Origin of the sequence: Streptomyces changchenzhani, from assembly GCF_039766235.1 — a bacterium.
GTDB lineage: Bacteria > Actinomycetota > Actinomycetes > Streptomycetales > Streptomycetaceae > Streptomyces.
On sequence record NZ_JBDHNH010000006.1, the window covers coordinates 192,159 to 215,874 of the forward strand.

Here is a 23,716-nt window from a genome sequence, read left to right on the forward strand (position 1 = left end):
CCCCTGCGAATACCTTACGGGCCGGGAGCGCGGGGGTCGCGGTCGGCCGGAGCGGGGGCGGGCGTGCGGGCGGGCGGGGGCGGGGTGTGCCCCGCCCGGGGGGCGGTGCCGTGAGAAGTGGACCCGGGTCCACCCCGGTGGCGGGGGCCGGGGGCCGCGTCGGGGGCGGGGGTCCGGGGGGGGCGGTGCCGTGTCGGGGCGTCTCCTCGGGTGTCGAACCTTCGGGCAGCGCTGCGTGAGGTTCGCGGTGGTTGCGTTCGACACCCTGCGGGGAGCGCCCCGACACGTCCCCGCCCCGGCAGCGTTTGAAGGGCCCCCCGGACCGCGCCGAGGGCGGGGGCCGGGCTTGCGGTGCCGTGGGAGGGCGCCTGGGGGGCGTACAGCTACTTTTCGGTGACTCCTGCCGAGTCGAACGTCGCCACCTCGTGCATCGCACGGGCCGCGCTCTGGACCACCGGGAGCGCCAGCAGGGCGCCCGTGCCCTCGCCCAGGCGGAGGTCCAGGTCGACCAGGGGGCGCAGGCCCAGCTTGTTCAGGGCCGCCAAGTGGCCCGGCTCCGCGCTGCGGTGTCCGGCGATGCAGGCCGCGAGCGCCTCGGGGGCGATGGCGCGGGCCACCAGGGCCGCCGCTCCCGCGCTGACGCCGTCCAGGATCACCGGCGTACGCAGAGACGCTCCGCCGAGCACGAAGCCGACCAGCGCCGCATGCTCCAGGCCGCCGACCGCGGCGAGAACGCCGATCGGGTCGGCCGGGTCGGGCTGGTGGAGTTCGAGTGCGCGACGCACGACATCGATCTTGCGGGCGTGCATCTCGTCGTTGATGCCCGTGCCGCGGCCGGTGACCTCGGCCGGGTCCAAGCCCGTGTAGACGGAGATCAGAGCCGCCGAGACCGTGGTGTTGGCGATGCCCATCTCGCCCGTGATCAGCGCCTTGTTACCCGCGGCGACCAGATCGCGGGCCGTTTCGATGCCCACCTCGATCGCGGCGAGCACCTCTTCGTGGGTGAGGGCCGGTCCCGTGGTGAAGTCGGCCGTGCCCGCGCGCACCTTGCGGGGCAGCAGGCCCGGCGTGGCCGGGAGTTCACCCGCGACACCGACGTCGACGACGCAGACCTCCGCCCCGACCTGGTTCGCGAAGGCGTTGACGACCGCCCCGCCTCCGAGGAAATTGGCGACCATCTGGGCGGTCACCTCCTGGGGCCAGGCGGTGACGCCCTGCGCGTGCACGCCGTGGTCGCCCGCGAAGATCGCGACCGCCGCGGGCTCCGGGATCGGCGGCGGGCACATCCGGGACAGACCGCTCAGCTGCGCGGAGATGATCTCCAGCATGCCGAGCGCCCCGGCGGGCTTGGTCATCCGCTTCTGGCGCTCCCACGCCTCGCCGAGCGCCTTGGCGTCCAGCGGGCGGATGTGCGCGACGGTCTCCTGGAGCAGGTCGTGCGGCTCCTCGCCGGGCAGCGCGCGGCGGCCGTACGTCTCCTCGTGGACGACCCAGGACAGCGGGCGCTTCTTGGACCACCCGGCCTGCATCAGCTCGGGCTCATCCGGGAACTCGTCGACGTACCCCACGCAGAGGTAGGCGACGACTTCGAGGTGCTCGGGAAGGCCCAGCGAGCGGACCATCTCGCGTTCGTCGAAGAAGCTGACCCAGCCGACGCCGAGGCCTTCCGCGCGCGCGGCGAGCCACAGGTTCTCGACGGCGAGTGCCGAGGAGTACGGGGCCATCTGCGGCTGGGTGTGCCGGCCGAGGGTGTGGCGGCCGCCGCGGGTGGGGTCGGCGGTGACGACGATGTTCACCGGGGTGTCGAGGATGGCCTCGATCTTCAGTGCCTTGAACTGCTTGGCGCGGCCCTTGGGCAGGGACTTGGCGTACGCGTCACGCTGGCGCTGCGCCAGTTCGTGCATGGTGCGGCGCGTCTCGGCGGAGCGGATGACCACGAAGTCCCAGGGCTGGGAGTGACCGACGCTCGGCGCGGTGTGCGCGGCTTCGAGGACGCGCAGCAGGACCTCGTGCGGGATGGGGTCGCTGCGGAAGCCGTTGCGGATGTCGCGGCGCTCGCGCATCACGCGCAGGACCGCCTCGCGCTCGGCGTCGTTGTAGCCGGGGGCCGGGCCGGGGCCCTCGGGAACAGCGGTGACGGGAGCGATGGTGGCAGGGAGGGGTGACTCGGGCTCGGGGGCGGTCTCCGGGGCGGATGCGGCTTCCGGCTCCCGCTCCGTCCCGGGCTCCGCGGGCAGTTGGGCGGCGGGGCCGCCGTCGCGGGGAGTGGGGACGATCGATGCCGCGAGAGAGTCGGCCTGTACGGGCTCGGGCCCCGGCAGAGGCTCGGGATCAGGCAGGGACTCGAGCTCCGGCAGCGACTCGGCGACGAGCTCTGGCCGCGCGGCCAGAGGTTCTTCGAGCACTGCCGGGGCGGGCTCGGGCACCCACTGCGGCTCGGCTTCGGGGAAGACCGACTCGGTGACCGGGCTCTCGGGCACGGGTGCGGGTGCCGGTGCCTCGGTGGGTACGGCTGCTTCTGCTTCCGGCGGGGCCACGGGCTGCTCGGGTGTGAGTTGCTCGGGAATCGCCATGATCGGAGCGGCCGGCTCCTCCGGAGCAAGCGGCTCGACCGGCGTCGTAGCGAGCTGGAGGGCGGTTGGAACCGTGCCCTCGACGGGGGCGAACTGACCGGCAGCCTGGAGCTGGAGCTCCGGCGCAGCGGCAGCGACTGCCTCAGGCGGTTCGACGGCGACGTACTCGGGAGTGACGGGCTCAAGAGGGATGGGCTCGGCGGCCAACGGAGCCGGAGCGATCGGCTCGTCCTCCGCCTGCTCGGCCACGTCGGCCGCGGGGACCGGAGACTCGGCGAAGACGGGCTCGGGGGCGATCGGCGCGGCAGGTTCCGGCTCGGCCGGGATGCTCACGGCGGCCTCTGCCACCGGCTCGGGCACGGGCGCAGCCTCGGCTACCGGTTCGGGCGTCGGGGGCACAGCCTGGGCCTGCGGCTCCTGAACCGGGAGTTCCGCCGGCTCGGGTGCCGACACCGGCTCGGGCGCCGGTTCCGGAGCCATAGATTCCGGAGCCATGGATTCCGGAACGACCGTTTCTGCTGGGGTCTCCTGGGCAACCTGGAGCACCTGCGACTGGGGCTGCGGCTGCGGTGTGGCGGCCTGCGACGGGATCGACCCGAGCTGCGGGCCGGGCAGTACGTCGATCTCCTCGCGCGGAATGTCCAGGTACTCGGGACCGGTGGTGGCCGGCCCCGGGTTTCGCAGCGGCACGGGGTGCGACGGGGTGGCGCCGGCGGGACCTCGGTCGGCCAGCGAACGTACGACTCCGGCGGAGGCGTCGGGCACCTGTGGCCCGAGGTGGAGCGGGCGGCGCGCGGGGGGCGGCGTCGCCATGGACGCCGAAGCTGAGGACGGCGCCGCGGTGGACGCCGGCTGGAGCATCCGTACACCGCTGAGGTCGACAGAGCCGGAGTCGCGGCCACCGGCCTCGTGCGCGCCGGGCTCCACGCCGTGCGACACCTGGGCCATCCGAGGCGCCGACCGAGGCACTTGCTGCATCTGCGGAGCCTGCTGGGTCATCTGGGGCTGCTGCATGTGCGGCACAGGCTGCATCTGCGGGGCCTGCTGCACGGGCTGCGCCTGCAGCTGCATCTGAGGAGCGGGCACAGCCTGCGGGTCGCTCCACGCACCTTGCGCACCCGGCATCAACAGTAGATCGTCGTCCTGCTCGGTCGTGTTCCCGGAGGGGTCGAGGAAGGTGTACGCGCCCGGAGCGGGGATGCCCGGCTGCTCCACCATGCCTGCGTTCTCCGGCAGTCCCTCGCCCGGGACCTGGCCGGTGTCAGTCATGCTGCATACCCCTCGCCCATCGGTTTTGCTCCTTCGGCCCTTCGCCCGACGCCCGCTCGTGGCACACCGGGCGCCCATTCATCAAGAACGAGCGTCCGCGCCACGCGGCACGAAAGGGCCACGGACACCAAGCATTGTCGCGGCCGTGCGCCACCGCTGCAGGAAGTCCCGCCACGATCCGCTGTGGGCTACGCCACGCTGCGCGCCCCCCGGCTGCGCCGTACCACATAGAGTTCCAAAACGGGCCCCCTTTCCGGACATTGGCGAACGAAGCGCCGAAGGCCCGGCTGCGGTACAACGATCGGCCAGCCTACCCCGCGCGGTGTCGAAGCAGCGTCACGGGGCGCATTCCCGCCGCCCGTCCGCGCCCGCCCGCCGCCTCCTCATCGAGGCGTGTCGCGTCGCTCCTGCTGCCCGGAGAGGAGGAAGACCACCGAGCGGTCGCGTTCCGACCAGGCACCGGTGTCAAGTTCGACGGACTGGAGCAGCGCGCACTCGACTGCGTAGCCGCTCTCGGCGAGCGTCCGCCCGATCGCCTCCGCCTCGTCCCGCGTGGACGCGTGCGTCACGATGCGCTCGGGCCTGCGATCGGCGCAGGCCGAGACGACCGGCACTCCCCCGCCACCGATCCGTACGACGTCGGGCTCGGGCAGGTCCTCCAGTACGTGCGGCGCCTGCCCGTGCACGACCTGGACCTGGACGCCGAAGCGCCGGGCCGACACGGTGGTACGCCCGCAGGCGTCCGCGTCGGAGTCCACCGCGATGACCGCGGCGCCGAACCGGGCCGCCTCCGCCGACAGAGCGCCGCTGCCCGAACCGATGTCCCAGACCAGGTCGCCGGTACGCGGCCCGAGCCGGGCCAGTTGGGCGGCGCGCAGCTCGGCCGACTCGCCCTCCCCCAGGTTGTCGCCGTATGCCTCGGCGGGCAGCGCCCAGCCTCGTACGGCCGGCGGATACGCGGGGTCGCGGCCCGCGATCCAGCCGCCGGCGGGGGCTGCCGCGGCGGCGCTGCCACCGATGACGATGACGACGTTGGGGTCGCGCCAGACGTGGTCGGCGACCCTGTCGGAGGTGAGGACGGTGATCTGCTCGCGTGCGGTCCCCAGCTCCTCGCAGATGACGAAGGTGCGGTGGACTCCTTCGAGGAGCAGGGCGAGTTCGGCGGGCCCGGCGCCCGGCGAGGTGAGCACCGCGACCTTGGAGTACGCCCGGCACACATTGACGGCGCGGCGCAGCGTACGGCGGTGGGCGACGACGGTCTGCGCGTCGTCCCAGGGCATCCCGGCGCGGGCGAAGGCGGTGGCCACCGACGAGACGGCGGGCACCACTTCGACCTCCAGGCCGTGCTCGGCGGCGCGCAGTGTCCGTACGACTCCGAAGAACCCGGGGTCCCCGTCGGCGAGGACCACGGCGGTGCCCCGGTGCCCCGCGATCCGGCGGGCGGCGAGGTCGACGCTGCCGAGGCGGATGCGCTCGGCGCGCGGTGGCACTTCGGGGAGTGCCAGGTGGTGCGCGGCCCCGGCGACCAGGGTTGCGGCGGCCAGGGCGGAGCGGGCCGCCGCGGTGAGGGGCGAACCGTCCCAGCCGATCACCGTGACCCGGTCGGCCATCGTCGTCAGTCTCCTGAGGTTGTCGCAGGTCGGGGCAGCCCGGCGCGGCGGCACGGGCAGGGTGAGAGTACCTGGTACGGACCTGGGCTGGGCGCGGGGTCAGTGCCAGTCGGTGTAGGTGCCGTAGCCGCCGGCCTCGGCCATCTGGTCGGTGACGCCGTCCAGGTCCTCCGGGAGCAGGCTCCAGACGATCAGGTCGGTGCGGATGTCCGTCCAGCCGCCGTCCTGGGTCTGTGTACGCGCTATCCAGGCGTTGCGCAGGACGCCCTCGCTGATGCAGCCGATCTTCTGCGCGACCTGCTGCGAAGCCGTGTTGTCCGCGGCAGTGCGCAACTCCAGGCGTTCGAAGCGCTGGTCGCGGAAGATCCATTGGGCCATGGCGAGCACCGCCTCGGTGGCGTACCCCTCACCGCGCGCCCAGGGGGCCGTCACATAGCCGATCTCGGTGGCCAGGGTGCGCCAGTCGGTGTGCTTGAGGTGCACGGTGCCGACGAGCCGCTGGGTGAGGAACTCGGTGACGCAGAGGGCGATGCCGCGGCCCTGGGTCCGCTCGGCAGGAGCGATCCTGCGGACCCAGCGTTCGGCGTCGCGTGCGGTGTACGGGTGGGGCGCCGACGTCCAGGCGGTGACCATCTCGTCGTTCATCATCTCGGTCAGCGCCGGAATGTCCGACTCGTCGAAGGGGCGCAGCACCAGCCGGTCCGTGCTGATGGAGATGTCCGGGAAGGTGGTAGTCATGCTCACTCCATGCCGTGGACCGTCGTAAAGGACGTAAAGGCACAGCATGCAGCATCGGGGCGGGGACACGCAGGCGCGGGTGGGCGAGCGAAGGCCCCGCGCACCCGGCGGGGCCTTCGCTCACAAGGACCGTACGGGCGTCAGGACTTGACGGCGCCGAAGGCCGGAACGACCTTGCCGTCGTACTTTTCGTCGATGAACTTCTTGACCTCGTCGGAATTCAGGAGCTTCGCGAGCTTCTGCACGCGTGCGTCCGTCTCGTTGCCCTTCTTGACAGCCAGGAAGTTGGCGTACGGGTTGCCTTCGGCCTTCTCGATCGCCAGCGAGTCCTTGGCGGGATCGAGGTCGGCCTCGATGGCGTAGTTGCCGTTGATGATCGCGGCGTCGACGTCGTCCAGGGCGCGGGGCAGCGTGGCGGCCTCCAGCTCCTTGAACTCCAGGCCCTTCTTGTCCGCGATGTCGGAGAGCTTGGCGTCCTGGCCGGCGCCGTCCTTCAGGGTGATCAGGCCGTTCTCGGCGAGCAGCTTGAGCGCGCGGCCCTCGTTGGTGGTGTCGTTGGGGATCGCGACGGTCTGGCCGGACTTGATCGCCTTGAGGTCCTTGGCCTTCTTGGAGTAGAGGGCCAGCGGCTCCAGGTGAACGTTGACGACGGGCACGATGGTGGTGCCCTTCTTCTTGTTGAAGTCGTCGAGGTACGGCTTGTGCTGGAAGTAGTTGGCGTCGACCTCGCCGCTCTGGGTCGCGGTGTTCGGCAGGACGTAGTCCGTGAACTCCTTGACCGTGAGCTTCAGGCCATTCTTCTCCGCCAGGTTGTCCTTGACGTAGTTGAGAATGTCGGCGTGCGGCGTCGGGGACGCGGCGACGACCAGCGCCTTGGACTCGTCGGCTTTGCCGCCCGACTCGGTCTTGGAGCCCGGGTCGGAGGCGGTGCCGCAGGCGGTGAGGCCGAGGGCGAGGGCGGCGGAGGCGGCGGCAGCCGCGGTGATCTTGAGGTTCTTGCGCACGAAAAGTGCCTCTTTCTGGTCTTGCGGGTGGTAGCCCGGACAAGGAGTGCGGGCTTGTGTGGGGAAGAAAGCTCGGGGAGGAGGCTCGGGGAGGAAGGTCTAGGAGGCTGTGTGGGTGCGGCGGGCGAGGAGCCGTATCGCGCCGTCACCGATGAGCTGCACGACGGTCACCATCGCGATCAGGATGGCCACGGTGATGAGCATGAGCTGGGTCTCGAAGCGCTGATAGCCGTAGGTGACCGCCGTGTTGCCGAGGCCTCCGCCGCCGACCGCGCCCGCCATCGCCGAGTAGCCGACGAGCACGATCACGGTGGTGGTGACGCCGGAGATCAGCGACGGCAGGGACTGCGGCAGCAGCGCCTTGAAGACGACGGTCGGCACGGAGCCGCCCATCGACTGCACGGCCTCGACCAGTCCGTGGTCGACTTCGCGGATCGAGGTCTCGACGAGCCGGGCGAAGAACGGAATGGCGCCGATGGCGAGCGGCACGATCATCGCGGACGGGCCGATGAAGGTGCCGACGACGAGCTTCGTGAAGGGGATCAGGGCGATCAGCAGGATGATGAACGGCAGCGACCGGCCGATGTTGACGATCGCGCCCACGACCTTGTTGACCGTGACGTTCTGGAGCAGCCCGCCCTTGTCGGTGAGGACGAGCAGGATGCCCAGCGGGAGCCCGCCGAGGACCGAGACGGCCGTGGCCCACAGCACCATGTAGAGGGTGTCGATGGTGCCCTGCTCCAGCAGTGGCTGCATTTCCGACCAGGTCACTTGGCACCTTCCTTGACCAGCGTGGGGATCTGCTCCGGTACCGGTCCGGACTCGGCGGGGGGCTCGGTTCCGGGCGTGTCCTCCTCGACGACCTCGACCTGCAGGCCCTGCTCGCGCAGGAAGCCGACCGGCACGACGTTCTCCTCGTACAGGCCCGGCAGCTCGATGCGCATACGGCCGATCTGGTTGCCGCCAACGGTGTCCATCGCGGCACCCAGGATCGATATGTCGATGTTGTACGTACGGGAGAGCTGGGAGATCACCGGCTGCGTCGCGGCCTCACCGTGGAAGGTGACGTCGATGACGGTCCTGCCGGGGCCCGAGGCCTGGCCGCCCACCGGGAACAGCTCGCGCGCGAGTTCGGAGCCGGGGGTCGCCAGCAGCTCGCTGACCGTGCCGGACTCGACGATCCGTCCGCGCTTCATCAGCGCGGCCGAGTCGCAGACCGTCTTGACGACGTCCATCTCGTGCGTGATCAGCAGGACGGTCAGGCCGAGCTGCTGGTTGAGGTCGCGCAGGAGGTGGAGGATCGAGCGGGTGGTCTCGGGGTCGAGGGCCGAGGTGGCCTCGTCGGACAGCAGCACCTTGGGGTCGCCGGCCAGAGCCCGCGCGATGCCGACGCGCTGCTTCTGACCGCCGGAGAGGTGGGCGGGGTAGGCCTTCGCCTTGTCGGCGAGGCCGACCAGGTCGAGCAGTTCCAGGGCCTTGCGGGAGCGTTCCTGGCCGGAGATCCCGAGGATCTCCAGGGGCAGCTCGACGTTGTCCTGGACCGTGCGCGAGGACAGCAGGTTGAAGTGCTGGAAGACCATGCCGATACGGCTGCGCGCCGCGCGCAGTTCCTTGCCCGCGCGTCGGCCGCGGCCGACGAGTGCGGTGAGGTCCTGGCCGCCGACCGTCACGGTGCCGGCGGTGGGACGCTCCAGCAGATTGATGCACCGGATGAGCGAGGACTTTCCGGCGCCGCTCTGGCCGATGACTCCGTACACCTCCCCCTCGCGGACGTGCAGATCGACGCCGTCCAGGGCGGTGACCTCGCGGCCTCGCGAGGGATAGACCTTGGTGAGGCCCGTAGTGGTGATCACAGGGTTTCCGTCACTGTCGAGTGCGCGGCGAAGGGTCCGCCGGGCACGGGGCATTCGTCTTGGGGGACGCGGCACGGCTGAGCCGGTGAGTACCGGAGGGCAACGCGTGCGCGGGGCAGGCCCGGCTCGGCCGGCACATGCGTGGCTGGTCGGGCGCGGGACGACTGTCGGGTCTCGCTTCGGGGCGCGAGGCTCGGGCAGGGGCCCTCAGAAGGCGCACATTCGACACATACAACGAGCACCGGGCGTCATCGTCGCCTCGGTCGCAAGGGTGCGGCTGCTCGTCGTGGTCATGCAACGAGTAAACCAGACGTGAGTACGAGCCGATCACTGCCGTCCGAATAGCGGACGTCTGCGTCTCACCATAGGGACGGGCTTGGCGTCGTCAGTCGGCCGTGACGATCTCCACGCCGTGCTCCGTGGCCTGTGCCGACACCGCCGAGAGGTCCGTGACGACGACGTCGGCCGTCAGCTCGGAGCGGTCGTGCGTTGTGGCCAACGCCACGGTCGTCATGCCCGCCGCACGGCCGGCCTGAAGCCCGGCCGGAGCGTCCTCGAACACCACGCAGCGGGCCGGGTCCACCCCGAGCCTGCGCGCCGCGAGCAAGAAGGGCTCGGGGTCGGGCTTGCCGCGTGTGATGTCGTCCGCGGCGATCATCGTCTTGGGGATGATGCCGACCCGCTCAAGCCGCGCCTCGGCGAGGCGGCGAGTGGCGGAGGTGACGACGGCCCAGCGGTCGGCGGGCAAGCTCGCGAGGAGCTGAGCGGTGCCGGGCAGCAACACGACGCCGCCGGGGCTGCTCACGTCCTCGACCTCCAGCTGTTCGATACGGGCCACCGCGCCCGGCACGACATCGGCGGGCAGCAGATCGGCGGCGATCTCCGCGGCGGGGCGGCCGTGCAGCTCGACGCGGGCGAATTCCTCGGCCGTGATGCCGTACTCCTGGGCCCAGCGGGACCAGCAGCGGATCACCGATTCCATGGAGGACAGGAGCGTTCCGTCGTTGTCGAACAGGAGGGCCTCGGCCTGGATCTTCATGCTGACCGACCCTACGTCCAGTGGCCGTCGCGTCCGTAATACGCTCGTGGTCATGCTCGACGCCCTGACGGTCACGGTTTCCGTGGCCGCGCTCGCTCTCGCCGCGTGGTGCGGTTACGCCGCGTTCCGCGATCAGCCCACCAAGGACTGGCACTTCATCGGCATGGCCGTGGTGTCGGTGCTCGCGCTCGCCCAGCTGGTGATCGGCATCGTGCGGCTCGCGCGCGGCGAGAAGCCGGACGAGGGCGCGGTGATCTTCGTTTCGTATCTGGTCGGTGCGTTCGCGGCGGTGCCCGCCGCGGGCTTCCTCTCGCTGGGCGAGCGGACCCGCTGGGGCTCGGTGACGGTCTCGGCCGGCGCGGTCGTCCTGGCCGTGCTCGAAGTCCGCCTGCACGACATCTGGGGAGGCTGACGATGAGCGAGTCCGTCGCCGAGGAGCAGGGCCGGGTGCCTGGCCGCGTCAGGCTGGTCAAGGGCCCCGGGCTGCTCCTGGTGTGGCTGTACGGCGTGATGTCCGTCGGCGCCGTGTCCCGCTCGGCCTACCAGATCGCCACGGAATTCGACCGTGCGCCGCTCGCGTACACGCTGTCCGCCGTGGCGGCGGTGGTCTACGCGTTCATTACGTACACCCTCGTGCGGGGCGGCGAAAGAGCCCGCAGGGCGGCGCTGGTGTGCTGCGCCGCCGAGCTGGTCGGCGTGCTCGTCGTGGGGACCTGGACAGTGGTGGAGCCGTCCGCCTTCCCGGACACCACCGTCTGGTCCACATTCGGCAGGGGCTATCTCTTTATTCCGGTGCTGCTGCCGGTCACCGGGATGCTCTGGCTGCGCGGGGCCCGGCGGGACGCCTCCTAGGCACTCGCGACGTACGCCTGGGCCTCGGGCTCCTTTTCCAGCGTGACGAGGGTGAGTCCCGGGCCGAGCCGCTCGGTGGCCACCGGGGCGTAACCGTGGCTGCGGTAGAGCCGCAGATTGACCTCGCTGCGGTGGCCGGTGAAGAGCTGGAAGCGCTTGGCGGCCGGCTCCCCCGCGAAGTGCACCTCGATGGCCGCGAGCAGCCTGCCGCCGAGACCGTGGCGCTGCATCCTGGGGTGGACGATCAGCTTGGCGATCCGCGCGGTGCCCGCGTCGTCGACGCTGCCGCGGACCGAGGCGACGACTTCGTCGCCGAGACGGGCCACCAGGGTGTGGCTGCGGCCGAGTTCGGCGCGCAGGTCGTCGAGTGGCTGGGTCAGAGGCTCGATGCCGTAGTCGCCGTACAGCTCGGCCTCGCTCTGGTAGCACAGGTACTGCAGCTTGAGGATGTGCTCGGCGTCCTGTTCCGTTGCCGCTGAGATGGTCACGCTCATGCCCATGTGTGCATGCCTCCCGCTCGCCTGCTCCGCCGGTTGCTTACCGCTCCTTTCCCCCTCGGCCAGGAGCTGCAACCTCCGCCGCCAGCATTCTGCGCAGGCATCCCAGGCAACGGGAACGCATGGGCCCCAGACTTCCTTGTGACATTCCCAACTCCCCTGCGATTTCGCGGTAAGTGGGGTCCGCGGGAGACAACATCGCAGCCATCAGCCGCGGACAGCGCCCCGGCAGCCTGCCGACCGCCTCACGCACGGCGCGGCGCCGCTCGGCGATCAGCGCGGCGCGTTCCGGGCAGGCGGCGTCCGTGGTGGCAGCCGGCGGGGCGGCGTGGGGAAGCTCGCGCCGTGCCCGGCTGCGGGCCAGGCGTGCCTCGGTGCGCACGGCGCGGCGCACCCAGAGCGCCGGGTCGGGCGGCGGGCCCGCCCCGTCGAGCAGCTCAAGGAGGCGCAGCCATACGTCCTGTTCGAGGTCGCCGGCTTCGATTCCGGCCCCGGCGGCCTCCGCCCCCGCCTCGGCGGCCAGCAGGGGGCGCAGGACGCTGAAGAGGTCGGGCGCGGGGACGGGCGGGGCGGTCGGTACGTGAGGTACGGAGAGGGTCATGCCACGCGGGACGTGCCGCCGACGGCCCGCGGTTGCCGCCTGCCAGGACAGTCACCCGTCCGTGGCGGCGGCCACCGCGGCGGGGGTCAGCGTCCGGCGAAGTCGGCAGCCGCGAGCAGCGCGGTGTCCGGGTTGTCGGAGAAGATCCCGTCGATGCCCTGCTCGAAGTACAGCTGGAGGGCGCCGAAGGCGTTCCCGTACGCGACGGGGTCGGTGCCGCGCCTGAAGTCGGCGGGCAGGAAGGTGTTCTCGTTGCGCATCGTGTACGGGTGCAGGATCAGCCCCTTCGCGTGTGCGTCCCGCACCAGCGTGGTCGGCTTGCCCAGCTTGCCCGCCTCGTCCCTGGGGATGATCAGGTTCAGGGTGGGGCCGAGGCCCTGGGCGAAGCCTGAGATCCACTTCAGGCCCTCGGGCTTGATCAGGTCGTCGACCTTGCGCGGGTCGCCCGCCACGACGAAGTCCCACGGGCGGGTGCCCAAGCCGTCGAGCAGGACGACGCGCGGAGCCGCGACCAGCTTGGCGAGGCGACGCATGCTGGTCGGCTCGAAGGACTGCAGGAAGTTGGGCGAGGACTTCTTGTCTCGGCCGTACTTGCGCAGCAGCTTGGCGAGGGGCTCTTCGAGCGGGAGGCCCAGGCCGCGGAAGTAGGTGGGGTGCTTCGTCTCGATGTGCAGCCAGACCCGCCGGCCGCGCGCCCGCCCCTCCTTCTCGGCCCAGCGCAGCACCTCCTCGAAGGTGGGAATGGCCCAGCGGCCGTCGTAGAGGGTGTTCTCCTGGCGGATGGCGGGGATCCGCTCCTTGGTGCGCAGCGTCTTGAGCTCGGCGAGCGTGAAGTCCTCGGTGAACCAGCCGGTCAGTGACACCCCGTCCACGGACTTGGTGGCCTTGCGGTCCGCGAACTCGGGGTGGGCGGCGACATCGGTCGTCGCGGTGATGTCGTTCTCGTGCCGGCAGACCAGGTGCCCGTCCTTGGTGGGCACCAGGTCCTGCTCGATGACGTGCGCGCCCATGTCGAGGGCGAGCTGGTACGAACCGATGGTGTGCTCGGGCCGGTAGCCGCTGGCCCCGCGGTGCGCGACGACGGTCGGTACGGGAAGATCGTGGTAGGACTCGTGGTCCTCGCGGCCCCTCTGTTCGGCCTGGCCGTCGTCGGCTCTCGCCGTGCCCGCCAGGCCGAGTGTGACGCCGCCCGCGCCGAGCACCGCCGCCCCGAGCAGGGTCCGCCGTCCGGGGTTGTTCTGTCCGGCCTGTGTCATGAACGCTCCTCGTGTGATGTCTCGCGTCGTGTGATGTCCCGCACCTGTGGAGTCCGCGCAATGCCTGGAAACTGCCAAAAGTGAAGGCCTGATCGTAGGCGTCTACGTCTTACGTAGACGAGGATGTGGACGGAACGCAGTGGAAACACACGTCAACACTGCGTATCCACTTGATGAACCCGATGTGCGATCAGGCGGAGCCCGCGAGTATCGTCCTCACCTGCACAGACTTCGCTCACGACCAGCCCGCCCAGCCACAACACCGGAGGAAGCGTTGTCCCGTCACGCGCTCATCAAGGCAGTGCTCGGACCGATCATGCGCCTGATGTTCCGCCCACGCGTGGAAGGCGCACAGAACATTCCCGGGACCGGACCGGTCATCCTCGCCGGAAACCACCTGACGTTCATCGACTCGATGATCATGCCGATCTGCTGTGACCGGCAGGTTTTCTACATCGGCAAGGACGACTACGTCACCGGTAAGGGGTTCAAGGGCAGGCTGATGGCCTGGTTCTTCACCAGCTGCGGAATGATCCCGGTGGACCGTGACGGTGGCCGTGGCGGTGTCGCCGCGCTGATGACCGGCCGCCGGGTACTCGAAGAGGGCAAGGTCTTCTCCATCTACCCGGAGGGCACCCGCTCCCCCGACGGCCGTCTCTACCGAGGCCGTACGGGCATCGCCCGTCTCACGCTGATGACCGGTGCGCCGGTGGTGCCGTTCGCGATGATCGGTACGGACAAGCTGCAGCCAGGCGGCGCCGGGCTGCCGCGGCCCGGCAAGGTCACGGTCCGCTTCGGCGAGCCGATGGAGTTCTCGCGCTACGAGGGCATGGACCGCGACCGCTATGTGCTGCGCGCGGTGACGGACTCGGTGATGGCCGAGGTCATGCGGCTGTCCGGCCAGGAGTACGTCGACATGTACGCGACGAAGGCAAAGGCCGCCTGACCGGCGCGGCGGCTTGGGTACGGCGGAGGGGCGGGCCACCAGGTGGCCCGCCCCTCCGCCGTATCTCCGTGCGCGCGCTACGCCGTCAGTGCTCCACGCCGTCCTCCAGCTTCTGGCCGCGGAGCATGAACCACGCGGCGACCGCGGTGGCGAAGAGCAGCGCCGAGCCCACCGCGGCGGCCGTCTGGAAGCCGTCGGTGAAGGCGCTCTGCGCCGACGCGAGCAGTTGCGCGCTCACCTCAGGTGACAGCTCCTTCGCCGACTGCACGGCGCCGCCGAGCGACTCGTGGGCTGCGTCGGCCACCTCACGGGGGACGCCCGGGGGCACGGTGAAGCCGCGGTAGATGCCGGTCACGATCGAGCCGAGCAGGGCGATGCCGAGCGCCGCGCCCAGTTCGTACGCCGTCTCGGACACGGCGGATGCGGCGCCCGCCTGCTCCTTGGGGACACTGGAAAGGATGACGTCCGCGGTGACGGTGAAGGCCATGCCCGCGCCGATGCCGCCGAGGAACAGGGCCAGGCCCAGCGCCACGACGCCGGTGTCCGCCGAGACCACCGTGCACACCGCCAGGGACAGAGCGAGGGCCAGCAGGCCACCGGAGACCGCGCTGCGGACCGAGGCCCGGCGCGCCGTGTAGCCCGCCATGAGGCCCGCCCCCACCGCGCCGACCGCGGCGGGCAGCTCGATGAGCCCGGCGTCCAGGGGCGAGTGTAGCTGGACGAGTTGCAGGAACTGCGAGAGGAAGAAGACCAGGCCGGACAGGCCGAGGATGGTCAGCAGGTCCGCGAGGACCGCCCCGGAGAATCCGCGGTGGTGGAACAGCCGCATGTCGAGCAGCGGCGCGGGCAGCGTGAACTGGCGCCGTACGAACCAGTAGAGGGCGCCCGCCCCGACGACCGCCGCCGCGACGACGTACCAGTGGAAGCCGTGCGCCGCCGCCTCCTTGACTGCGTATACGACGCCGACCATGCCGACGAGCGAAAGGCCGACGCTGAGCAGGTCCCACGGGCCCGGCGCCGGGTTCTTCGACTCGGGCAGCAGCTTGATGCCGACGATCACCAGGACCGCCATCACCGGCAGGTTGATTAGGAAGACCGAGCCCCACCAGAAGTGTTCGAGCAGGAAGCCGCCGACGACAGGGCCGACGGCGGCGCCCGCGGACGCCGCGGCGCCCCAGATGCCGATGGCGAGGCTGCGCTCCTTGGCGTCGTGGAAGATGTTGCGGATCAGCGCGAGGGTGGACGGCATCAGGGTCGCACCGGCCACGCCGAGCAGTGCGCGGGCGACGATCATCATCTCGGGGCTGGTGGCGTAGGCGTTGAGCACGGAGACCCCGCCGAAGGCGACGGCGCCGACAAGCAGCAGTTTCTTGCGGCCGATCCGGTCGCCGAGGCTGCCCATGGAGACCAGCAGACCGGCGATGACGAACGAGTAGACGTCGCCGATCCACAGCAGCTGGGTGCCGGACGGCTTGAGGTCCTCGCTCAGGAAGGGCGTCGCGAGGCCGAGCACGGTCGCGTCGACGGCGACGAGCAGTACCGCGAGAACAAGAACGGCGAGCGCGAGCCAGCGGCCGGGTCCGCGCACCGCGTCCGGCTGCTTCGCGTGCTGATCAGCGCTGGTCATTTCTCCACGCTCCGCCGTGCCCCGCCGAGCAGCAACTCGACGATCATGTACTGGAAGTCCTTGGCGGCGACCCGCCCATCGTGCACGGACCACGCGCCGGCGCCCACCAGCCCGTACAGCGCCTCGGTCAGCCAGGCCGGGGTGAGGTCGATACGGAACTCGCCCCGCTCCTGTCCGCGCCGGAAGAGCGCGGAGACGCGGGCGTCCAGCCGGGCCCAGCCGTCGTTGATCTGCTCGCTCTCGAAGAGCTGGTTCTCGGTGACGAGGAAGGCGAGGAGACCGGCGACCGGCTCCAGCTCGGCGATGAGCCGCCGCAGCGCGTCCTCGGCCCGGTCCTCGTCGAGCCTGGTGGCGTCGAGCGCCGCCTCCAGCTCCTGGAGGCCGAAGTCCTCCAGCGCCTTGACCAGGGCGTCACGCCCGGCGAAGTGGCGGTGGAGGGTGGCCCTGCCGATGCCCGCGGCCCGGGCGACCTCGTCCATCGTGGCGGTCGCCTTGCGCGAGAGAAGGGCGGCGGCGGTGCGCAGCACCTGTTGGCGGTCGACTGTCATGAGACAACCATAACCACGATGAGACATGCATGTCTCATCGTGGTTATGGTGGAGCGACCTTTACATCCAGGAACCGTTGCCCCAGGGATCGTTGCCCCAGGGATCCCTACTTCTTGGCGGTGGCCCAGGCGTGCTGGACCGCCAGGTCCTGCTTGACCTCGGCGAGCTGGACGGCGACGGCGGAGGGTGCCGTGCCGCCGCGGCCGTCGCGGGAGGCGAGGGATCCGGTGACATTGAGGACTGTGCGCACCTCGGGGGTCAGATGCGGGGAGATCTTCGCGAACTGCTCGTCGGTGAGCCCGTCCAGCTCGATGCCCTGCTGCTCGCACTCCTTGACACACTCGCCCGCGACCTCGTGCGCGACCCGGAACGGGACGCCCTGCCTGACCAGCCACTCGGCGATGTCGGTGGCGAGCGAGAACCCGGCCGGTGCCAGCTCCGCCATCCGCTCACGGTTGACGGTGAGCGTGGCCATCATGCCGGTGAAGGCGGGCAGCAGGACTTCGAGGGTGTCGCAGGAGTCGAAGACCGGCTCCTTGTCCTCCTGGAGATCACGGTTGTACGCGAGCGGCAGCGCCTTCAGCGTCGCCAGCAGGCCGGTGAGGTTGCCGATGAGACGGCCCGACTTGCCGCGCGCCAGCTCCGCGATGTCCGGGTTCTTCTTCTGCGGCATGATCGACGAGCCGGTGGAGAAGGCGTCGTGCAGGGTGACGAAGGAGAACTCCTTCGTGTTCCAGATGATGATCTCTTCCGCGATCCGGGAGAGATTGATGCCGATCATGGCGGTGATGAAGGCGAACTCGGCGACGAAGTCGCGCGATGCCGTTCCGTCGATCGAGTTGCCGCAGGAGCCGTTCTCGAAGCCCAGGTCGGCGGCGACCGCCTCGGGGTCGAGGCCGAGCGAGGATCCGGCCAGGGCGCCCGAGCCGTAGGGCGACACGGCCGTCCGGTCGTCCCACTGCCGCAGCCGCTCCGCGTCCCGGGACAGGGACTGGACGTGGGCCAGGACATGGTGGGAGAAGAGCACCGGCTGGGCGTGCTGGAGGTGCGTACGGCCGGGCATGGCGACATCGGAGTGCGCCTCGGCGAGTCCGACGAGCGCGGCCTGGAGCTCGGCGACCAGGCCGCCGATGGTGCGGGCGTGGTCGCGCAGATACATCCGGAAGAGGGTCGCGACCTGGTCGTTGCGGGACCGGCCGGCCCGCAGCTTGCCACCGAGGTCCGGGCCGAGCCGCTCCAGCAGCCCGCGCTCCAGGGCCGTGTGAACGTCCTCGTCGGCGACGGTCCCGGTGAAGGAGCCGTCCGCCACATCGGCTTCGAGCGCGTCGAGGCCGGCCTGCATGCGGGTCAGTTCGTCCTCGGTGAGCAGCCCCGCCTTGTGGAGCACGCGCGCGTGGGCACGGGAACCGGCAATGTCGTACGGGGCGAGCCGCCAGTCGAAGTGGACCGAGGCGGACAGCTTCGCCAGGGCCTCGGCCGGTCCGTCGGCGAAACGGCCGCCCCAGAGCCGGACGTCACCACTGTTGCTGCTCACTTGCTGCTCCTCAAAGGGGGGATGTACGACCGCCTCCCCGCCGCGGAGGAACGGGGAGGCGGTACAACCTGCTGGTCGGGCAAGTCGGCGTCAGGCTACGCCTGGAGGTCACGCTTGGCGGCGATCTTCGACGACAGGCCGAAGAGCTCGATGAAGCCCTGCGCCTTGGACTGGTCGAACGTGTCGCCCGAGTCGTACGTCGCCAGGTTGAAGTCGTACAGCGACTCGTCGGAGCGCCGTCCGGTGACCACGGCCCGGCCGCCCTGCAGGGTCATCCGGATGTCGCCGGTGACGTGCTGGTTGGCCTCGTTGATGAAGCCGTCCAGGGCCCGCTTGAGCGGCGAGAACCACAGGCCGTCGTAGACCAGCTCGCCCCAGCGCTGCTCGACCTGCTTCTTGTAGCGGGCCAGCTCACGCTCGACGGTGACGTTCTCCAGCTCCTGGTGGGCGGTGATCAGTGCGATCGCGCCCGGCGCCTCGTACACCTCACGGGACTTGATGCCCACGAGCCGGTCCTCGACCATGTCGATCCGGCCGACACCCTGCGCGCCGGCCCGCTCGTTGAGCTGCTGGATCGCCTGCAGGACGGTGACGGGCTTGCCGTCGATGGCGACCGGGGCGCCCTCCTTGAAGGAGATGACGACCTCGTCGGCCTCGCGCTGCGTCGCCGGGTTCGACGTGTACTCGTAGATGTCCTCGATCGGACCGTTCCAGATGTCCTCCAGGAAGCCCGTCTCGACGGCCCGTCCGAAGACGTTCTGGTCGATGGAGTACGGGGACTTCTTGGTGGTCGCGATCGGGAGGTTCTTGTCCTCGCAGAAGGCGATCGCCTTGTCCCGGGTCATCGCGTAGTCGCGGACCGGGGCGATGCACTTCAGGTCGGGGCCCAGTGCGGAGATGCCGGCCTCGAACCGGACCTGGTCGTTGCCCTTGCCGGTGCAGCCGTGGGCGACGATGCCCGCGTTGTGCTTCCTGGCCGCGGCGACGAGGTGCTTGACGATCGTCGGGCGGGACAGGGCGGAGACCAGCGGGTACCGGTCCATATACATGGCGTTGGCCTTGATCGCCGGGAGGCAGTACTCGTCGGCGAACTCGTCCTTGGCGTCGGCGACTTCCGCCTCCACCGCACCGCAGGCAAGGGCGCGCTTGCGGATGACGTCCAGGTCCTCGCCACCCTGGCCGACGTCCACGGCAACGGCGATGACCTCGGCGCCCGTCTCCTCGGCGATCCAGCCGATGGCGACTGAGGTGTCCAGGCCGCCCGAGTAGGCGAGTACGACGCGCTCGGTCACTGTCTTCTCCTTACGATGCATGTACTGATGGGTATAAGTATGCACTCCACCGTATGTTTCGTCAACGCGCTCCTCGATAGGGTCTTGCTCCATGGCGGAGGCAGCGGATTCACGGCGTTCAGAGGGCCCCGGGAGACCGGCGGAGGCAGTGGATTCAGCGCGCTCATGGACCGACGCGGCGATGCGGGTCGGCAGCGATCTGCATCTGGAGCTCGCGGGTCCCGGCAGCCGCCGCGCCGCCCTCATCCGCGCCCTGCGCGACGCCGTACGGGACGGCCGGCTGACCCAGGGCACCCGGCTGCCGCCCTACCGGTCGCTCGCCGCCGACCTCGGGCTGGCCCGTAACACCGTGGCCGACGCCTACGCGGAGCTGGTCGCCGAGGGCTGGCTGACCGCCCGGCAGGGCTCGGGCACCCGCGTCGCCGCGCGCGCCACCCCCGTCGCCCCCGTCGCCCCGGCCCGCGTCCCGAAGAAGGCACCGGCCCACACCGCGCCTCCCGCGCACAATCTGCGGCAGGGCCAGCCGGACGCCGCGTCCTTCCCCCGCGCCGCCTGGCTCGCCGCCGCCCGACGCGCCCTGAACGCGGCACCCAACGACGCCTTCGGCCCCGGCGATCCGCAGGGCCGCTTCGAGCTGCGCCACGCGCTGGCCGGGTACCTGACGCGGGCCCGCGGGGTACGCACCGACCCCGGGCGGATCGTGATCTGCGCCGGGGTCGGGCACGCCCTGCGCCTGCTGTTCGGGGGTGGGGTGCTGCGCGGCCCGCTGGCCGTGGAGTCGTACGGTCTCGGCTTCCACCGCTCCGTCCTGGACGGCGCGTCGGTCCGTACGGTCCCGCTCACCCTCGACGAACACGGCGCCCGCACCGGGGAGTTGGCGGACCTGAAGGGCGTCCGGGGGGTGCTGCTCACGCCCGCCCACCAGTTCCCGACGGGCGGCCCGCTGCATGCGAAACGGCGTGCCGCCGCCGTCGACTGGGCCCGTGGCCGGGGCGGGGTGATCGTGGAGGACGACTACGACGGCGAATTCCGCTACGACCGCGAACCGGTCGGCGCCCTGCAGGGTCTTGACCCCGACCGGGTCGTCCACCTCGGCTCCGTCAGCAAGAGCCTGTCCCCCGCGCTCCGGCTCGGCTGGCTGGTCCTGCCCGAGCACCTCGTCGGTCCCGTCCTGGCCGCCAAGGGCGAGCGCGAGGCCTGGACGAGCGTCCTCGACCAGCTCACGCTCGCCGACTTCATCGGCGCGGGCCACTACGACCGGCACATCCGGCGCATGCGCCAGCGCTACCGGTCGCGCCGCGACCACCTGGTCACCGCCCTCGCGCAGCACGCCCCGCACATCACCGCGACCGGCATCGCCGCGGGCCTGCACGCGGTGCTGCGGCTGCCGCCGGGCACCGAGCGCTCCACCACGAAGGCCGCCGCGTGGCAGGGGCTCGCCCTCGACGGCCTGGCCGAATTCCGCCACCCGGCCGCCACCATGCCCGCCGACGACGGGCTGGTCGTCGGTTACGCCACGGCACCTGACCACGCCTACCGGGCGGCGGTGGAGGCACTGTGCCGGGCCCTGCCGCCCCTGTGACCGGCCGGGCCTGGACGCCCTGCGGGGATGGCCGGGACTGGCCTGATGTGCGCGGTGCCGCCGAATGCACCTCGCCGACGGGCGGCCACCCGTTCGAACGCCGATGGTGAGAAGCGGAACAGCCTTCGGTACCCGTAAGGAGCAGTGGAGACGATGACGCGACCGAGGATCCTTGTGGTCGGCGCGGGTTTCGCCGGAGTGGAGTGCCTGAACCGGCTGGAACGGAAGCTGTCTCCCGGCGAAGCGGAACTGGTGCTGGTCTCGCCGTCCGACTACCAGCTCTATCTGCCGCTGCTGCCGCATGTCGCGGCCGGGGTTCTCACCCCGCAGTCCGTCGCGGTGTCACTGCGCCGCCGACTGCGCCACACCCGCATCATTCCGGGCGGCGCCATCGGCATCGACGCCAAGGCCAAGGTCTGTGTCATCCGCAAGGTCACCGGTGAGGTGGTCGCGGAGCCGTACGACCAGCTGGTCCTGTCGGCAGGCTCCACCACCCGCACCTTCGACATCCCCGGTCTGACCACCCATGCGCGCGGCATGAAGTCGCTGGCCGAGGCGGCGTATCTGCGCGACCACGTCATCGCCCAGCTCGACATCGCGGCGGCCACCACGGACGAGGCGGAACGTGCGGCGCGGCTGCAGTTCGTGGTGGTCGGCGGCGGTTACGCCGGCACGGAGACCGCCGCCTGTCTGCAGCGCCTCACCACGGCCGCGGCCAAGCGCTACCCGCGGCTCGACCGCGCCCTGATCAAGTGGCACCTGGTGGACCTCGCGCCCCGGCTGCTGCCCGAACTGGGCGAGAAACTCGGCGAGAAGGCCATGGCCATGCTGCGCCGACGGGGCGTCGAGTTCTCGCTCGGCACCTCGGTCGCCTCGGTCGACGCGGCCTCGGTCAAGCTCACCGACGGCCGTACGCTGCCGTCGCACACGCTGATCTGGACGGCGGGCGTCGCGGCGAGTCCCCTGGTGGCGACCCTGGGGGCGGAGACCGTCCGCGGCCGGCTCGCGGCGACGGCCGAGCTGACCGTGCCGGGCTACGAAGGGCTGTTCGCCGCGGGCGACGCCGCGGCCGTCCCCGACCTCGCCAAGGGCGGCGACGCCATCTGCCCGCCGACCGCGCAGCACTCGCAGCGCCAGGGCAGGGCGATGGCGGACAACATCATGGCGCGGCTTCGGGGCACCCCGCTCAAGCCGTACCTGCACAAGGACCTCGGTCTGGTGGTGGACCTGGGTGGCAAGGACGCGGTGTCCAAGCCTCTCGGCATCGAACTCCACGGCCTCCCGGCCCAGGCCGTGGCCCGCGGCTACCACCTGATGGCGCTGCCCACGTTCACCGCGAGGACCCGTGTGGTGACCAACTGGGCGCTCAACGCGGTGGCGGGCGACGACTTCGTCCGTACCGACTTCCAGGCCCGGCGGGCGGGCACGCTCCAGGACTTCGAGAGCGCCACCGCGTATCTCACCCCGGACCAGGTGCGCGAGCACAGCAAGCCGCTGACCACCAAGGGGTAGGACTCCTCCAGTACCTCGTCGCGCATAATCCGTGGCATGGGAAAGCTCTACGAACGCATAGACGGCAGGATCCGAGACTTCATCGAGGATCAGCCCCTCTTCTTCACCGCCACTGCGCCGCTGGCCGACGACGGACACATCAGCATCTCCCCCAAGGGCCGGTCCGGGACCCTCGTCGTCGTGGACGAAATGACCCTCGCCTACCTGGACTTCGGCGGCAGCGGCGCCGAGACCGTCGCGCACGTCCGGGAGAACGGGCGCATCACGCTGATGTGGTGCGCGTTCAGCGGACCGCCCAAGGTGCTGCGCGTGCACGGGCAGGGCGAGGCCGTGTTCCGGGACGACGCCCGGTGGGCGGAGCTCATCACCCGGTTCAAGGACGTCGACGGGCCGAGCGCCCGAGCCATCGTGGTCGTCCATGCCCGGCGGATCAGCGACAGCTGCGGCTTCGCCGTTCCCTTCATGGAGTACCAGGAGGAACGGACGCAGCACGCCGAGCACTTCGGCCGTAAGACGGACGAGGAGTTCGCCGCGTACTGCGAGAAGAAGGAGTACGTCGGGGTCAGCCTGGACGGGCTGCCCGCGCTGCCGCTGCCGCTGCCCCTGCGCGCCGATTGATCCCGTCCCGGGGCCGGGGCGTCGGGCATACGGAGTAGCGGAAGGCCCCTCCGAGAGGCCGGCAGCACGGTCCCCACCGGCGGTCTTCTCGGTCTGGCACCACGTGTCGGGGGCGCCGGCCGCGGCCTGGATGTCGTACCGCTGCAGGAAGGCGGAGGCAGCGACCGAGGCTCCGGCCGCCGCCTCCTGACGGGCGTGCTCTCCTGACGAACGTTCTGCTAGCGGTCGTTCTGCGCCAGGCGCAGCAGATGGTCGGCGAGCGCCTGACCGCCCGCCGGGTCCCTGCTGATCAGGAGCAGCGTGTCGTCGCCCGCGATGGTGCCGAGGATGACGTTCAGTTCGGCCTGGTCGATGGCCGAGGCGAGGAACTGGGCGGCGCCCGGCGGCGTACGCAGGACCACGAGGTTGGCCGAGGCCTCCGCCGAGATCAGCAGTTCGCTGGAGAGGCGCCGCATGCGCTCCTCCTTGGCGGACTCGCCCAGCGGTACGTGCGGGGTGCGGAAGCCGCCCTCGCTCGGTACCGCGTAGATCAGCTCGCCGCCGGTGTTGCGGATCTTCACCGCGCCCAGCTCGTCGAGGTCGCGGGAGAGCGTCGCCTGGGTGACGTGCAGACCGTCGTCGGCGAGGAGCTTGGCCAGCTGGCTCTGCGAACGCACCGGCACCCGGTTCAGGATGTCCACGATCCGGCGGTGCCTGGCCGTACGGGTCTGCGGTACGGCAGGGCCGCTGTGCTCGTTGTCCTTCGCCTGCGCCTCGGTCATCGTC

At 70.9% G+C, this 23,716-nt stretch carries 21 protein-coding genes; 6 read left to right on the top strand and 15 right to left on the bottom strand.

What is annotated here, in order from left to right; genetic code table 11:
* Positions 1-383 precede the first annotated feature (383 nt).
* From cobT to ABCR94_RS20470, 7 genes are all read right to left on the bottom strand, one after another.
* Positions 384-3,842 carry a nicotinate-nucleotide--dimethylbenzimidazole phosphoribosyltransferase gene (gene cobT / locus ABCR94_RS20440; protein WP_347120991.1) on the bottom strand — a complete coding sequence of 1,153 codons (3,459 nt, stop codon included), beginning with the start codon at positions 3,840-3,842 and terminating at the stop codon, positions 384-386.
* Between the two features lie 383 nt (positions 3,843-4,225).
* Positions 4,226-5,452 (bottom strand): precorrin-6y C5,15-methyltransferase (decarboxylating) subunit CbiE, encoded by a 1,227-nt coding sequence (cbiE, locus tag ABCR94_RS20445; protein WP_347120992.1) that lies wholly within the window; start codon positions 5,450-5,452, stop codon positions 4,226-4,228.
* Positions 5,453-5,551: 99 nt separating this feature from the next.
* On the bottom strand, positions 5,552-6,238 hold the full coding sequence (locus ABCR94_RS20450; RefSeq protein ID WP_347121372.1) for a GNAT family N-acetyltransferase: 687 nt from the start codon (positions 6,236-6,238) through the stop codon (positions 5,552-5,554).
* A 92-nt stretch (positions 6,239-6,330) separates the two neighbouring features.
* Positions 6,331-7,194, bottom strand: a complete 864-nt coding sequence (locus tag ABCR94_RS20455; protein WP_347120993.1) for a MetQ/NlpA family ABC transporter substrate-binding protein — start codon at positions 7,192-7,194, stop codon at positions 6,331-6,333.
* A gap of 99 nt (positions 7,195-7,293) precedes the next feature.
* Positions 7,294-7,965 carry a methionine ABC transporter permease gene (locus tag ABCR94_RS20460; RefSeq protein WP_347120995.1) on the bottom strand — a complete coding sequence of 224 codons (672 nt, stop codon included), beginning with the start codon at positions 7,963-7,965 and terminating at the stop codon, positions 7,294-7,296.
* The gene (locus tag ABCR94_RS20465; protein WP_347120996.1) at positions 7,962-9,047 is read right to left on the bottom strand and encodes a methionine ABC transporter ATP-binding protein; all 1,086 of its coding nucleotides are present in this window, start codon (positions 9,045-9,047) and stop codon (positions 7,962-7,964) included. Before ABCR94_RS20465 ends, ABCR94_RS20460 begins: the two co-directional genes overlap by 4 nt.
* Positions 9,048-9,432: 385 nt before the next feature.
* Complete coding sequence (locus ABCR94_RS20470) at positions 9,433-10,086, bottom strand: HAD family hydrolase (RefSeq protein ID WP_347120997.1); 654 nt, start codon at positions 10,084-10,086, stop codon at positions 9,433-9,435.
* A 52-nt stretch (positions 10,087-10,138) separates the two neighbouring features.
* On the opposite strand from ABCR94_RS20470, the gene ABCR94_RS20475 reads away from it, so the two are divergent.
* Positions 10,139-10,498, top strand: coding sequence for a hypothetical protein (locus tag ABCR94_RS20475; protein ID WP_347120998.1), 360 nt, complete (start codon positions 10,139-10,141; stop codon positions 10,496-10,498).
* Positions 10,499-10,500: 2 nt separating this feature from the next.
* Positions 10,501-10,938 carry a hypothetical protein gene (locus tag ABCR94_RS20480; RefSeq protein WP_347120999.1) on the top strand — a complete coding sequence of 146 codons (438 nt, stop codon included), beginning with the start codon at positions 10,501-10,503 and terminating at the stop codon, positions 10,936-10,938.
* Here ABCR94_RS20480 and ABCR94_RS20485 read toward each other — a convergent pair.
* The 3 genes from ABCR94_RS20485 to ABCR94_RS20495 form a co-directional block, all read right to left on the bottom strand.
* Positions 10,935-11,438: a GNAT family N-acetyltransferase gene (locus ABCR94_RS20485; protein ID WP_347121001.1), complete on the bottom strand. Its 504-nt coding sequence runs from the start codon at positions 11,436-11,438 to the stop codon at positions 10,935-10,937. The two genes, ABCR94_RS20480 and ABCR94_RS20485, sit on opposite strands and share 4 nt — an antisense overlap.
* A gap of 37 nt (positions 11,439-11,475) precedes the next feature.
* Positions 11,476-12,036 (bottom strand): sigma-70 family RNA polymerase sigma factor, encoded by a 561-nt coding sequence (locus ABCR94_RS20490; RefSeq protein ID WP_347121002.1) that lies wholly within the window; start codon positions 12,034-12,036, stop codon positions 11,476-11,478.
* A gap of 86 nt (positions 12,037-12,122) precedes the next feature.
* Positions 12,123-13,292 (bottom strand): glycerophosphodiester phosphodiesterase, encoded by a 1,170-nt coding sequence (locus ABCR94_RS20495; RefSeq protein ID WP_347121004.1) that lies wholly within the window; start codon positions 13,290-13,292, stop codon positions 12,123-12,125.
* A gap of 274 nt (positions 13,293-13,566) precedes the next feature.
* Here ABCR94_RS20495 and ABCR94_RS20500 point away from each other — a divergent pair, with 274 nt between their 5' ends.
* Positions 13,567-14,238 carry a lysophospholipid acyltransferase family protein gene (locus ABCR94_RS20500; RefSeq protein WP_283518921.1) on the top strand — a complete coding sequence of 224 codons (672 nt, stop codon included), beginning with the start codon at positions 13,567-13,569 and terminating at the stop codon, positions 14,236-14,238.
* An 85-nt stretch (positions 14,239-14,323) separates the two neighbouring features.
* Here ABCR94_RS20500 and ABCR94_RS20505 read toward each other — a convergent pair whose 3' ends face one another.
* The 4 genes from ABCR94_RS20505 to ABCR94_RS20520 all read right to left on the bottom strand — a co-directional run bounded on the left by ABCR94_RS20505 (position 14,324) and on the right by ABCR94_RS20520 (position 19,239).
* A complete protein-coding gene (locus ABCR94_RS20505; protein ID WP_347121005.1) occupies positions 14,324-15,865 on the bottom strand; it encodes an MFS transporter in 1,542 nt (513 codons plus the stop codon).
* Entirely contained in the window at positions 15,862-16,413 is a 552-nt protein-coding gene (locus ABCR94_RS20510; protein ID WP_347121007.1) for a TetR/AcrR family transcriptional regulator, read from the bottom strand. Before ABCR94_RS20510 ends, ABCR94_RS20505 begins: the two co-directional genes overlap by 4 nt.
* Before the next feature lie 106 nt (positions 16,414-16,519).
* Complete coding sequence (argH, locus tag ABCR94_RS20515) at positions 16,520-17,947, bottom strand: argininosuccinate lyase (protein ID WP_347121009.1); 1,428 nt, start codon at positions 17,945-17,947, stop codon at positions 16,520-16,522.
* A 95-nt stretch (positions 17,948-18,042) separates the two neighbouring features.
* Entirely contained in the window at positions 18,043-19,239 is a 1,197-nt protein-coding gene (locus tag ABCR94_RS20520) for an argininosuccinate synthase (RefSeq protein ID WP_347121010.1), read from the bottom strand.
* A 181-nt stretch (positions 19,240-19,420) separates the two neighbouring features.
* Between ABCR94_RS20520 and pdxR the strand changes: the two genes are divergently transcribed.
* The 3 genes from pdxR to ABCR94_RS20535 all read left to right on the top strand — a co-directional run bounded on the left by pdxR (position 19,421) and on the right by ABCR94_RS20535 (position 22,951).
* The gene (gene pdxR / locus ABCR94_RS20525) at positions 19,421-20,821 is read left to right on the top strand and encodes a MocR-like pyridoxine biosynthesis transcription factor PdxR (RefSeq protein WP_347121373.1); all 1,401 of its coding nucleotides are present in this window, start codon (positions 19,421-19,423) and stop codon (positions 20,819-20,821) included.
* Positions 20,822-20,974: 153 nt separating this feature from the next.
* Positions 20,975-22,333, top strand: coding sequence for an NAD(P)/FAD-dependent oxidoreductase (locus ABCR94_RS20530; protein ID WP_347121012.1), 1,359 nt, complete (start codon positions 20,975-20,977; stop codon positions 22,331-22,333).
* Positions 22,334-22,369: 36 nt separating this feature from the next.
* The gene (locus ABCR94_RS20535; protein ID WP_347121013.1) at positions 22,370-22,951 is read left to right on the top strand and encodes a pyridoxamine 5'-phosphate oxidase family protein; all 582 of its coding nucleotides are present in this window, start codon (positions 22,370-22,372) and stop codon (positions 22,949-22,951) included.
* A 218-nt stretch (positions 22,952-23,169) separates the two neighbouring features.
* Here ABCR94_RS20535 and ABCR94_RS20545 read toward each other — a convergent pair whose 3' ends face one another.
* Positions 23,170-23,712, bottom strand: coding sequence for an arginine repressor (locus ABCR94_RS20545; protein WP_347121014.1), 543 nt, complete (start codon positions 23,710-23,712; stop codon positions 23,170-23,172).
* Between the last annotated feature and the right edge of the window lie 4 nt (positions 23,713-23,716).